The sequence below is a fragment of the Flavobacterium gelatinilyticum genome (assembly GCF_027111295.1).
Lineage (GTDB): Bacteria > Bacteroidota > Bacteroidia > Flavobacteriales > Flavobacteriaceae > Flavobacterium > Flavobacterium gelatinilyticum.
This window is the reverse complement of sequence record NZ_CP114287.1, coordinates 3,236,214-3,249,597: the sequence shown is the minus strand read 5'-3', so window position 1 is coordinate 3,249,597 and position 13,384 is coordinate 3,236,214. Positions and strand designations below refer to the sequence as shown.

The 13,384-nt window shown below is 35.1% G+C and carries 7 protein-coding genes; 4 read left to right on the top strand and 3 right to left on the bottom strand.

Annotation, left to right across the window (positions count from 1 at the left end; genetic code table 11):
• The first annotated feature begins 296 nt into the window (after window positions 1-296).
• Both OZP11_RS13770 and OZP11_RS13765 read left to right on the top strand, forming a co-directional pair.
• Window positions 297-1,442, top strand: a complete 1,146-nt coding sequence (locus tag OZP11_RS13770) for a S1 family peptidase (RefSeq protein WP_281231133.1) — start codon at window positions 297-299, stop codon at window positions 1,440-1,442.
• A gap of 66 nt (window positions 1,443-1,508) precedes the next feature.
• Window positions 1,509-4,304 (top strand): DUF2135 domain-containing protein, encoded by a 2,796-nt coding sequence (locus tag OZP11_RS13765; protein ID WP_281231132.1) that lies wholly within the window; start codon window positions 1,509-1,511, stop codon window positions 4,302-4,304.
• A 59-nt stretch (window positions 4,305-4,363) separates the two neighbouring features.
• On the opposite strand, the gene OZP11_RS13760 is transcribed toward OZP11_RS13765, so the two are convergent.
• Window positions 4,364-5,302, bottom strand: coding sequence for an L-threonine 3-dehydrogenase (locus tag OZP11_RS13760; protein WP_281231131.1), 939 nt, complete (start codon window positions 5,300-5,302; stop codon window positions 4,364-4,366).
• A 294-nt stretch (window positions 5,303-5,596) separates the two neighbouring features.
• On the opposite strand from OZP11_RS13760, the gene OZP11_RS13755 reads away from it, so the two are divergent.
• Together OZP11_RS13755 and mfd are read left to right on the top strand one after the other, a co-directional pair.
• Window positions 5,597-6,205, top strand: coding sequence for a hypothetical protein (locus OZP11_RS13755; RefSeq protein ID WP_281231130.1), 609 nt, complete (start codon window positions 5,597-5,599; stop codon window positions 6,203-6,205).
• Entirely contained in the window at window positions 6,198-9,563 is a 3,366-nt protein-coding gene (gene mfd, locus OZP11_RS13750; protein ID WP_281231129.1) for a transcription-repair coupling factor, read from the top strand. Before OZP11_RS13755 ends, mfd begins: the two co-directional genes overlap by 8 nt.
• Before the next feature lie 127 nt (window positions 9,564-9,690).
• Here the strand turns inward: mfd and OZP11_RS13745 are convergent, their stop codons facing one another.
• Together OZP11_RS13745 and OZP11_RS13740 are read right to left on the bottom strand one after the other, a co-directional pair.
• Window positions 9,691-11,835 carry a glycoside hydrolase family 97 protein gene (locus OZP11_RS13745; protein WP_281235529.1) on the bottom strand — a complete coding sequence of 715 codons (2,145 nt, stop codon included), beginning with the start codon at window positions 11,833-11,835 and terminating at the stop codon, window positions 9,691-9,693.
• Window positions 11,836-11,915: 80 nt separating this feature from the next.
• Window positions 11,916-13,301, bottom strand: a complete 1,386-nt coding sequence (locus OZP11_RS13740) for an alpha-amylase family glycosyl hydrolase (RefSeq protein ID WP_281231128.1) — start codon at window positions 13,299-13,301, stop codon at window positions 11,916-11,918.
• Window positions 13,302-13,384: the final 83 nt, after the last annotated feature.

Below are 13,384 nucleotides of genomic sequence, written 5' to 3'. Positions count from 1 at the left end.
TTTTTTATCCTGATATAAAATCCAAAGATAGTTTCTGTCTTTGGATTTTTTTGTTCAGCGAATATTTTTTTGTAAGTTAAATAGTATGTTTTGTTTTAAAAGATTAATATATTTGCTCTATTAATAATTAGTTATATGGATTGTAGTACGGGAAATAAAATTCAAATAAACAGGTTGTTTTACTGTTAAAATTTAACAATTAAATTACTACCTTGCCCCGTCAAAAAAAAGCAGATAATAATAATTTTGCGACTTGACAATCTAAAAACAAATTAATAAAACCCACCTATTTAAAAATGAAAATTAGAAAAATTGGACCAAATAATGATTTGGAAGATATTAGCAGTAAAAAAAGAAAACCTTACAAAATTATCGTCTTTATTGCAGTCATTCTTTCAACGGCAGCTTTTTTTGGCTTTAAATACTTTACAACGCCGCCTCCTTCTGTTTGTTTAGGTTCGGATACAAAAATTTACGACGAATACAAAGACGCAGTTGTACTGATAAAACACAGCTATGGTTATTTTGCAAAAATTAAAGGAAAAGAAATTAAGCTTAATAATCAAGATGCAAAAGAAGAAACGGTTTTTGGAACAGGCTTTTTTATAGATAGAGATGGAAAAATATTGACCAACAGCCATGTTTTACAACCATGGAACTCATCAAATGAAGATCAGGAAAAAGTAAATGCTACTATTAGAAATTTAAGATTAAAAATTGCTTCAATTCTTACTACAGATACTTCAGAAGATGAATATCAAAGTTTTATCGAAAGAAACTGGCAAGTTGCATCTGCTTATGATGAAGGTGAAGGAGATTATGAAGGTGAAGGAGAAGGAGAAGAAAGAAGTGAAGAGTCAGCAGGTGAAGAATTCGTTAGTTCAAATGATGTAGAAGAAGATACAGCCAATGTATCAACAGATATTGCAGCAGCAATTCCAGTTAAAGAATATGTATCGAAAGACGATATTGAGGTATATATAAAAACTGTAGATATTGCGGTAGCACTGCATGATTCGGACGATGAATGGCTTAATTGCGAGATCGAAAAAATTTCAGAAGATACCAATATTGATTTAGGTACTGTGAGGCTTATTGATCATACTACTCCACAAAGTGTTACAAATATTGTTAATCTTGACAATACAGTTGATGATGACACGTCTTTGAATCCTGGACAAAAAGCCATAATGGTTGGTTATCCTTTAGGAATGGATTTGGCAAAGACAAATTCAGGACTAAAAGTGCAGCTTTATGATGGTAAAATAAGTAAAGAATCAGACGGAAATAAAATTCAATACAGTATTACTTCTACACATGGTGCCAGCGGTGCACCGGTATTTAATGAGTGTGGCCAGTTAATCGCAGTCAATTTCAGTGGAGTAGATGAAGTACAGGGTATTAATTTTGGAATTGTTGCTAAGCACATTCGCAGTTTCTAATTAAAATCACTTAAAAATTTATTGCCTTTTCTCTTTTGTAATTAAATAAGAAACCATTTTTTTAATATGAATAAAATTTTTACTATCTGTGCATTAGTGTTTTATAGCGCAGTTTTTTCTCAGATTCCAAATCTGGATGTAGAAAATCTAAAAAAACATCCAGTCGTTCTACAGGAAGCAAAAATTGAGACCAGGATTTTGGGAAATCTTGCCACAACAACAGCTACTTATACATTTTATAATCCGAGCAGTAGAATTTTAGAAGGAAAACTTACCATTCCGTTACCAGAAGGAGTAAGTGTAAGCGGTTATGCATTAGATATCAACGGGAAATTAAGAGATGCAGTCCCTGTTCCTAAAGAACGAGCTAAAGAAGTATTTGAAAGTGTTGAAAAAAGAAATATAGATCCGGGGATTATTGAAAAAGTAGAGGGAAATAATTTCCGAACAAGAATTTATCCAATCCCGGCTCAAGGCAGTAGAACTATTAAAATTACGTATCATCAAGAACTAAAAGTCTTTGCTTCTGACTATCAGTATCTTTTGACTTTTGCTAATGAAACTGCCCGTATTCCGAAATTTAACCTTAAAGTACTAATTAATGAAAGTCTTGTAACTCCAAAAATTACTGAAAATCCAGATGGAAGTTTTGCTTTTGAGAAAAAAGGAAATCAATGGGTGGCTGAGATTAGCAAAGAAAATTTCACACCAAATGAAAATCTTAAAATAGCGATACCTAAACCTAATCAGTCTTCAAATGTTTTGCTGCAGAAGACTTCTGAGAATCAATTTTATTTTGCAGCGAGTGTTTCGACAGACTTTCCTGCGAAGGAAAAATTAAAATCTCGCAAGATTGCAATTATTTGGGATAACTCATTTAGCGGATCGAAGAGAAACCATCAAAAAGAATTTGACTTTCTTAATGCCTATTTTTTGAGTAACAAAGATGTTTCGGTATCTTTTGTTCTTTTAAATAATATTCTGGAAAAAACAGAAGAATTTACTGTTTCTGGTGGAAACTGGAACGCATTAAAAAATAGAATTGTTGACTTAAAATATGATGGTGGAACCGATTTTGGTGCACTAAAAGAGATTTCAGAAATTGAAGAATATCTTTTATTTTCTGATGGAATTTCAAATTTTGGTGATTTGACATTAAAATTCAAAAAACCTGTAAACAGTATCGTAAGCACACCTACTTCTGATTTTAACCTTTTAAAACTTTTGGCATCACAATCGGGAGGGAATTTTATCAATCTTAACGAATTAGACACGCAGTCTGCACTAAAAGCATACAGTAAACAGCCTGTTAAATTTTTAGGATTTAAAGAAAATGCGGCTATTCAAGAGCTGTTTCCAAATGTTGGAACTGTAGTAAATGAACCTGTTAATATATTTGGAATTTCATCTCCAAATTTGGGTAAACTAACCGCGCTTTTTTCAGTAGGAAATAAAACCTATGAAGTTCCTGTAGATTTCGGTACTGCTGTGCAAGTAGATAATTGGCCAATTGCACAATTTTGGGCACAAAGAAAAATCAATGACCTTGAACTTAATTCAACTCAAAACCGTGATGAAATCATGAACCTGAGTGAACAGTTTGGAGTCGTGAGTAAAAATACCAGTCTTATTGTATTGGATGACGTGAATGATTATGTGCGTTATAGAATTACACCGCCTCAGGAATTATTGTCTGAATACAATAAAATCGTTTCAAGAAACAAAAAAGAAATTTTAGAAAGAAGAAAAAATCTTTTATCTAAATCTTTTGATGTAACCCGTGAACTGGTAACCTGGTGGAATAGTGAGTTCAAACCTGCAGAAAAAAAGCAATACCCTAAGATTTCTAATCAGTCATTAGGACAAAATAAAGATCAAGTACAAGAAGAAGACAATGCTATTTACAATGCATCTGAATTAATAAAACCTAAAGGTAAAATAACTTTGGTAGAGGTGGAAAGCAAAGAAGAGTATATGAAAGATTTTCAGAACTTAAACTCTTCTGAATTAATCTATCAAAAATATCTTGAAAACCGTTCTAAATATGAAAAGCAAGTAACGTATTATTTTGACGTTTCTAAATTGCTGTTCAGAAAAGGAGATAAAGTACTTTCTTTAAAAGTCTTAAGTACATTAGCAGAGCTGGATCTGGAAAATGAAGAGTTATACAAAACAATATCTTATCTGCTAAAACAAAGAGGTAATTATGAAAAAGAATTATGGATTACTCAAAAAATACTGGAATGGAGACCTTTTGATGCTCAAAGCCACAGAGATTATGCATTAGCTTTGGTTGATAATAAAAAACCTCAAGAGGCTCTTGATGTTTATAAATCTATGCTTTACCAAGAATATACCGATGAAATTTCAATAAGAGACAACGGTATAGAGGAAATTTTGATTATGGAAATTAATAATATCCTAAGCCAAAATAAAAATGCAGATGCAAGTAAAATAGATGATCGCCTAAAAGCAGATTTACCGGTAGACATTCGAGTTGTAATTAACTGGAATAAAGACAATACAGATATAGACCTTTGGGTTACAGATCCGAGAGGGGAAGATTGTTCTTATTCTCATAAATCTACAGAAATTGGAGGAAGATTAAGTAATGATTTTACTCAGGGATTTGGTCCTGAGCAGTTTTTACTAAAAAAAGCCATAAAGGGTAAATATAAAATTAAAACCAATTTTTTTGGAGAGAGACAGAATCTGCTTTCTGGTCCAACAACAATAATGGCCGAAGTTTATCTTCATTATTCTGATGGAAGGCAAGAACGTAAAATTGCTGTTTTCCAAAGTCAGAAAGAAAATAAACGTGAAAACGACAGTAAAATTCTGATTGGAGAATTTGAGTTTTAGAAAAAGCAAAAAAAAAATACCGAAGTTAAGGCTTCGGTATTTTTTTATTTTAATGAGTTTTAACTCAAATGTTCGATCATATCTTTTGTCATAGATTCCAGATCAAATTTATGATTCCATCCCCAGTCTTCTCTGGCAGAACTGTCATCAATACTCGCCGGCCAGCTGTCTGCGATTTTCTGACGGAAATCAGGATTATACGTAATCTCAAATTCCGGAATATGTTTTTTAATTTCAGCAGCAATTTCTGTCGGCGTAAAACTCATTGCAGCGAGGTTGTATGACGAATGAATTTTGATTTCTTCAGCCGGAGCTTTCATGATGTTGATTGTAGCATCAATCGCATCATCCATATACATCATTGGCATTTTGGTTTCAGATGATAAAAAGCATTCGTATTTTTTATCGGCAATAGCCTTATAGAAAATATCAACGGCATAATCTGTTGTACCGCCGCCCGGAGGAGTCGACCAGCTAATTAAACCCGGATAACGAATACTGCGTACATCAACACCGTAAATATTATGGTAGTACTCACACCATCTTTCTCCTGATTGCTTGCTGATTCCGTAAACTGTCGAAGGCTCCATAATCGTGTATTGCGGTGTGTTTTCTTTTGGAGTAGTTGGTCCAAAAACGGCAATACTCGAAGGCCAGAAAATCTTTTGGATTTTTTTGGCTTTAGCCAGATTCAAAACGTGAAAAAGCGAATTCATATTCAAATCCCAGGCAAAAGCAGGATTCTTTTCTGCAGTTGCAGATAAAAGTGCCGCCATCAAATAAACATCTGTAATTTTATGCACTTCAACCAGGTGTTCAATTTGGTTAAAATCCAGAGCATTTACAACTTCAAAAGGGCCTGAATTAACAACATCAGTATTTAATTTACGAATATCAGAAGCGATTACATTTTCGGTTCCGTATAATTTACGCAGTTTTTGGGTCAGCTCAGTTCCAATTTGACCGCAGGCGCCAATTATTAGTATTTTAGGATTCATTTGTGTTTTTTTAGAGCTACAAATATAACGTTTTCGCAAATATCTTGGTTTTTTCAAACATTAAATTATAAAATTAATAATGATAAAGATTGTTTTTTATATTATTCTCTTTGGAGGTCGATTCAGTAATCAGTTAAAACCAGCCTGCAGATTATCAAATTCGCATAGAAGCAGTAAACTAAAAAGCTTTACGGATAGAGATTTTAGAAAAGAAAAATTCGTGAATTCGTGGCTAAAATCCCAATTCGTAATTGTAAATTTACTTCGTAACTTTGTGCCCTAACATTTTAAGAAATGAAATACAGAATAATCCTGTTTCTGCTTTTGGTTTTTGCTTTTCAATCGTGTCAGAATGAGAACGAAAGACGTCTTGCCGAAAATGCAAAAGAAGCCAAAAAGAAAGAAAAGATTTTTAATAACATCAATAAAGCCTGGATCTTTATCGATGAACCTATTAATGAAGTTTCTGAAAGTAACGCCAGATCATGGACAGAATGGCGTGATTTTTTGAAGGAAATAGGCGATAAGCCAAGGAAAACAATTGGAGCTTTTCAAAAAAAATCTGCAGCGATTGCCAAAAAAGCAACCGCTTTAAATAATAATATTCCGGAGCAGTTTAATCAGCCGCAAATAAAAAGCCGAATCGCTATTTTGATTACCAAAATCAAAATGATGGATTTGTTTATTCATTTAAGCCAGATTCCGGATGATAAAGTGGCTTTTTTAATTGGCGAAATCAACAAAGAACTGGTTTCATTAGAAAGACAAATGGACAAAATTGTTGAGAAAGCTAAAATTCCAAAAGAAGAAGGAGAAGCTGATTTCTTAAAAATGTTAGATACAACGCGTGCAATTCCGAATTCTACGCCGCCATTAGATCCAAATATACCAAAAGTTGAGTAAAAACGCCTTATATACAACATACGATAATCTGCCTAAAGCACAGCAGATTGCTTCGGCTTTACTGGAAGGAAATCAAGTAAAAATGAACATCAGCGGATTATTAGGATCTGCTGTTTCATTTATTATACGTTCCGTTTTCAGAAAAACCGAATTGCCTTTTTTAATTGTTTTAGACAATAAAGAAGAAGCTGCATATTATCTGAACGATCTGGAGCAGATGATTGGCGAGCAGGACGTATTGTTTTATCCCGCTTCATTTCGTCGTCCGTACCAGATTGATGAAACCGATAATGCGAATGTTTTGCTTCGCGCTGAGGTTTTAAACCGAATTAATTCAAGAAAAAAACCAGCCGTAATTGTTACGTATCCGGAGGCACTTTTTGAGAAAGTAGTTACGAGAAGAGAACTCGATAAAAACACTTTGAAAGTCGCTTTAAACGATAAAATTTCAATTGATTTTATCAACGAAGTTTTATTTGAATACGAATTCAAAAGAGTAGATTTCATTACAGAACCTGGAGAATTTTCAGTCCGCGGAGGAATTGTCGATGTATTCTCATTTTCAAATGATCATCCATACAGAATTGAGTTTTTCGGAAATGAAGTAGACAGCATTAGAACTTTTGATGTTGAAACGCAATTATCGGTAGAAACCCATAAAAAAATCACGATTATCCCGAATGTTGAAAACAAACTTTTTCAGGAAAACCGCGAAAGCTTTTTAGATTATATTGCCGAAAAAACAGTTCTTTTCATTCAAAATACCGAAGGACTTTTTAGTCAGTTGGACAAACAATTTGCAAGAGCAGAAGAAGCTTTTGAGAAACTTTCGAAAGAAATAAAACACGCGGCGCCGGAACAATTGTTCTTAAATCAGGCTTCGTTTATAAAAAGATCTTTGGACTTTTCAGTTGTAGAATTGGCTTCAAGACCCGTTTATAAAACCACTAAAAAATTCGAATTTCATATTCAGCCTCAACCATCATTCAATAAACAATTTGATTTATTGCTTAATAATTTGAGTGAAAATCATTTTAACGGATATATCAATTATCTGTTTTGTTCGAATGAAACACAGGCAAAACGTTTTCATGATATTTTTGAAAGCTTAGACGAAGCGAATTCAGAAAATATCAGAAAGCAATATAATACCATTGTGTTGCCTCTGTATCAGGGATTTATTGATGAAGAAAATCAAATAACGGCTTATACCGATCATCAGATTTTTGAACGTTATCATAAATTCAACATCAAAAACGGATATTCGAAAAAGCAGAATATCACTTTAAAAGAATTAACTGCACTTTCCGTAGGTGATTATGTAACACATATTGATCACGGAATCGGGAAGTTTGGCGGATTGCAGAAAATTCAGGTTGAAGGCAAAACTCAGGAAGCCATAAAATTGGTTTATGCCGACAATGATATTGTGTACGTGAGCATTCACTCGCTTCACAAAATCTCAAAATACAACGGAAAAGACGGAACTCCGCCGAAAATTTATAAACTTGGATCGAACGCTTGGAAAGTTTTAAAACAGAAAACCAAAGCGAGGGTAAAACATATTGCGTTCAATTTGATTCAATTGTATGCAAAACGTCGTTTGGAAAAAGGTTTTCAGTTTGCGCCGGACAGTTATCTTCAAAACGAATTAGAAAGTTCGTTTATTTACGAAGATACGCCAGACCAAATGAAATCAACGGCAGAAGTAAAAGCCGATATGGAAAGCGATCGTCCAATGGATCGTTTGGTTTGTGGTGATGTTGGTTTCGGAAAAACTGAGGTTGCGATTCGTGCTGCTTTTAAAGCGGTTGACAACAGTAAACAAGTTGCGGTTTTGGTTCCAACAACGATTTTGGCGTATCAGCATTATAGAACTTTTTCGGAACGTTTAAAAGATATGCCGGTTTCAATTGGGTATTTAAATAGATTTAGAACGGCAAAACAAAAAACACAAACGTTAAAAGATTTAGCCGAAGGAAAACTGGATATTGTAATTGGAACGCATCAATTGGTAAACAAAAATGTAGTTTTTAAAGACTTAGGTTTATTGATTGTCGATGAGGAACAAAAGTTTGGAGTAAACGTAAAAGATAAATTGAAAACTATTGCTGCAAATGTTGACACGCTGACGTTAACAGCAACACCAATTCCAAGAACGTTGCAGTTTTCATTAATGGCGGCTCGAGATTTATCGGTAATTACGACGCCTCCGCCAAATCGTTATCCGATTGAAACGAATGTGGTTGGTTTTAATGAAGAAATTATCCGAGATGCGATTTCGTATGAAATTCAACGAAACGGACAGGTTTTCTTTATCAACAACCGAATCGAAAATATAAAAGAAGTGGCAGGAATGATTCAGCGATTGGTTCCAAATGCAAGAGTCGGAATTGGTCACGGGCAAATGGACGGCGCAAAACTCGAAGAATTGATGTTAGGTTTCATGAACGGAGATTTTGATGTTTTGGTTGCCACAACGATTATCGAAAGTGGATTGGACGTTCCAAATGCCAACACGATTTTTATCAATAACGCCAATAATTTCGGATTATCAGATTTGCATCAAATGCGTGGTCGAGTAGGGCGAAGCAACAAGAAAGCATTCTGTTATTTCATCTGTCCGCCGTATTCATCAATGACCGAAGATGCCAGAAAACGTATTCAGGCTTTGGAGCAATTCAGCGAATTGGGAAGCGGTTTTAATATTGCGATGAAAGATTTGGAGATTCGCGGTGCAGGAGATTTATTAGGCGGCGAACAAAGCGGTTTCATTAACGAAATTGGTTTTGATACCTACCAAAAAATCATGAACGAGGCAATTGAAGAATTGAAGGAAAATGAATTCAAAGATTTATATCCGGAAGAAAATGATATCGACACGAAAGAATACGTAAAAGACATTCAAATCGATGCTGATTTCGAATTATTATTCCCGGATGAATATATCAATAACGTTTCTGAACGTTTGGTTTTATACAACGAATTGGGCGCAATAAAAGACGAAGCCGGTTTGCAGGAATTTGAGAAAAAACTAATTGACCGTTTCGGGCCATTGCCAAAACCTGCTGTTGCTTTATTAAACAGCATCCGCATTAAATGGATTGCAACAAGAGTCGGAATCGAGAAATTAGTCTTGAAACAAGGTAAAATGATTGGTTATTTTGTTTCGGATCAACAGTCTGATTATTATCAATCTGCTAAGTTTAGAAAAGTTTTAAACTTCGTTCAAAAACAAAGTACGCTTTGTAAAATGAAAGAAAAACAAACCGTAAACGGATTACGTTTGTTATTGACTTTTGAAAATGTGAAGTCAATAAAACGAGCGCTGGAGTTGATGGAATTGTTTGAGGAGTAAAAATAACAGCCGCGAATTCACGAATTTATTTTAGGCAGATTCTTTAAATAGTTTGTGATGAAAAAAAAATAAAAAATGGCGCAAGAAATTTTCCTGCGCCATTTCTACTTAGTTAAACAACTAAATTCTATATTTTCTTCAATCCTTTTAATTCGGATGGAGTTCCTTCTTTGATGCTGATAGCAACACCACCTCCAGAAGCTAAATATTGTTTTAATTTAGTTTTTGAGTTTACGATAACTTTTGTAACCGTATATTTCTGCGGATTTTGATTCCAGTTTGCATCTTTAGCGTCAGCATAAATGGTTGCAATGAAGTTTTTTCCGGCAGGTAAATAATCAAATGAAATGTTTGCTGTTCTTGCATTTTCATCAGTAATTCCACCAATGAACCATTCGTTTTTGCCTTTTGCTTTACGGGCAATTGTAATATAATCTCCCGGTTCAGCTTCAAGAATATAACTATTATCCCAGTCTACAGCTACGTCTTTAATGAACTGAAAAGCATCTGGAAAGCGCTCATAATTCCCCGGAATATCAGCCGCCATTTGAAGTGGAGAATACATCGTTACATAATAAGCCAATTGTTTTACCAAAGTGGTGTTTACACGTTGTGTACTTCCGGTTCCATAATATGAAAGATCAGTTTGAAAAATTCCAGGTGTATAATCCATTGGACCACCCATTAATCTTGTAAAAGGTAAAATGGTTGTGTGATCCGGCGCTAAACCTCCCATAGATTCAAACTCCGTTCCGCGTGCAGATTCCTGAGCAATCCAGTTTGGATAAGTACGATTTAATCCAGTTGGGCGAACCGCTTCATGGCTGTTCACCATAATTTTATAATCGGCTGCACGTTTTGCAACATGAATATAGTGATTAACCATCCATTGTCCGTCATGATGTTCGCCGCGCGGAATAATCTGTCCAACGTAACCAGTTTTTACAGCATCATAACCATTATCATTCATAAATTGAAAGGCACGATCCAGACGACGTTCGTAATTAGTAGCCGATCCCGAAGTTTCGTGGTGCATCATAATTTTTACTCCTTTTGAAGCCGCATATGCATGAACTGCTTTTACATCAAAATCAGGATAAGCTGTTACGTAATCAAAAACATCTTCTTTCCAGTTGCCAATCCAGTCTTCCCATCCAATGTTCCATCCTTCGATAAGGATCGCATCAAAACCGTTTTTAGAAGCAAAATCAATATATTCTTTTGCACGTTCTGTTGTAGCGCCGTGTTTTCCGTTTGGAGTAAGTTTACTGAAATCATCCGTCATTTTTACGTTGTTTTCTTTCCCGAAAGCCCAAGTACTTCTTCCCGCTACAAAATATTCCCACCAAATCCCGATGTATTTTACAGGTTTAATCCAGGAAACATCTTTATAACTTGTAGGTTCGTTAAGATTTAAAATCAATTTTGAAGCCAGAATATCGGTTGCTTTATCGCTTACTACAATAGTTCTCCAAGGTGTTTGGGTATCCGTCTGCATATAACCTTTTGCACCAACAGCATCCGGAGCCAAATGACTTACCATTTTGTTGGTTTTGGCATCAACTTCAAGATACATAGCCGGATAATTGATTAATCCTGCTTCGTGAATGTTGATGTATAAGCCATCATCAGATTTCATCATAGAAGGCGTTTGTACAGAAAGTGCTGCGATTGGCTGCTGTGCATTAATCTCAATCGTTGCTTTTTTCATTAGAGACGGAATTTCTGAAATCTTTGAAGTTGTATAAGCATATTCGTTGGTATCGTAATCTCCCGGAATCCAGAAAATTTTATGATTTCCAGCCAATTGAAATTCGGTTCGTTCTTCTTTAATTACAAAATAACTTAAGTCGTTTTGTTTCGGAAATTCATATCTAAATCCCAATCCGTCGTTGAATAAACGAAAACGAATACGGATAAATCTATTGTTATTTTTTGCCTGAGCCAAAGTGACAACCAATTCGTTGTAATGATTACGAATTGTTTTTTCTTCTCCTAAAACCGGATTCCAATTTTCATTTACAGATGATTGTGCTGTGTTTGTAACAGTAAAACCGTCCATAAACGAAGCATTGTTTTGAAGTTCTAAACCTAAAGTACTTGGTTTAATAACCGGTTTTTGTTTGTATGATAACTGGTAAGACGGAATGCCGCCTTCTTTTAATTCAAATTTGAGAGAAAGATTTTTGTCCGGCGAAGTTATTTCTTGTGCCTGAAGCCAAAATGTGGCAAGGATAAAAAATAAAAACGCTGTTTTTTTGCTCAAACGCATTTGAAGCAATGATTTGTGGGATTGAAAATTCATGTTATTTAGTTTTGTGCAAATTTAAGCTTTAAAGCTGCATGGGAATATTAATTTTTTAATATAATGTACTGAAAAGGCTCAAGGGTTATATCGGCACCAACCACTACTGCCGCTCCGCTGAAAGCATCTTTCCAGTTTCCTTTTAATGTCGCCGGAATAAGTTGTTTTACAGTCGAATTGGTAAGGTTAGAAAGCACAAAAACTTTTTCACCGTCTTTTACCATCGTAAACGCACTAACGGCGTCACTGCTGTAACCTGTAAATTCTCCTGTTTTAATGGCTTTACTGGTGTTTCTGAAAGCGATGATTTTTTTGTATTCGCTCAGCATTTCAGTATCGGCCGTTGACCAGTCAATTGGTGTTCTGGCGAAATAGTTTAGTCTTTTGTCGAACCCAATTTCCTGTCCGTTGTAAATCATCGGAACCGATTTTAAATATGCAGCAACAACAAACATAGCCATAGAGCCTTTTTTACCTCCAAAAAGTTCCAGCGGCGTTCCGTCGCTGAAGTTCACGTCGTGATTGGTGGTGTATCGAACTACTCTGTCTGCCGGATTGTAAATGTTTGCATATTCTGTTGCATTCGAATCCTGAATAGTAGTGGCTGGTTTGTTTTCTTTGAAAAGCTTCTCTATCGTAGAAAAGAAATTGAAACCAAAAGTATAATCAAAGCCCGATGCAAAGTGGTTAAATTTTGAACCTTCGGCCAGCATTAAGATATTCTGGTTCTTTTTGATTTTTCGAAGTTTTGTTATGGCATCTGTCCAGAAATTATTCGGAACAAAATCAGCATAATCGCATCTGAAACCGTCTATATTGGCATTGTAAACCCAGTAAGACATAGCGTCGATCATGGCGTCTTTCATTTCGGTATTTTCGAAGTTTAACTGTGCCACATCATTATAATTGGTTCCCGGCGGAATTATAATTTTACCGTCTGCATCTTTTTGATACCAGTCAGGATGCTGTGTAATCCAGGCGTTGTCCCAAGCAGTGTGGTTAGCAACCCAGTCCAGAATAACGGCCATATTTTTCTTGTGAGCTTCTTCGACTAAAGTCTGAAGGTCTTGTAAGGTTCCAAAATCGGGATTTACGGCTTTGTAATCTTTTACAGCGTAAGGAGATCCCAGCTCTCCGGTTGCTCTTTCTTTTCCAACAGGAAAAACGGGCATTAAGTAAATGACATTTGCACCCAATTCCTGAATTTGAGAAAGTCGGTCCTGAACGCCTTTTAATGTTCCGGCCTGACTAAAAGCACGAATGTTTACCTGATAGATTATGGCATCTTCTTTCTTTGGCATTTTTTCAAATGAAGCACCATATTGCGTGTATGGCGAAACCGGTTCCTTGCTTGTATCGTCATCCGAAGAGCTGCAGGAAACAAATGCTAAGGCAAATACGAATGCGTAAATGATTTTGATATTAAATTTCATAATTTTTATATTTTTAAATGGTTGAGAAGTAACCTGCCTTTCGAAGTAAAAAGACAGGTAAACTCAAACCAAACTAAACTTAA

Coding starts and splice junctions, on each gene's coding strand:
- OZP11_RS13740 (WP_281231128.1), bottom strand. CDS start 13,301: ATGAAATTTAATATCAAAATCATTTACGCATTCGTATTTGCCTTAGCA.
- OZP11_RS13770 (WP_281231133.1), top strand. CDS start 297: ATGAAAATTAGAAAAATTGGACCAAATAATGATTTGGAAGATATTAGC.
- OZP11_RS13765 (WP_281231132.1), top strand. CDS start 1,509: ATGAATAAAATTTTTACTATCTGTGCATTAGTGTTTTATAGCGCAGTT.
- OZP11_RS13745 (WP_281235529.1), bottom strand. CDS start 11,835: ATGCGTTTGAGCAAAAAAACAGCGTTTTTATTTTTTATCCTTGCCACA.
- OZP11_RS13760 (WP_281231131.1), bottom strand. CDS start 5,302: ATGAATCCTAAAATACTAATAATTGGCGCCTGCGGTCAAATTGGAACT.
- OZP11_RS13755 (WP_281231130.1), top strand. CDS start 5,597: ATGAAATACAGAATAATCCTGTTTCTGCTTTTGGTTTTTGCTTTTCAA.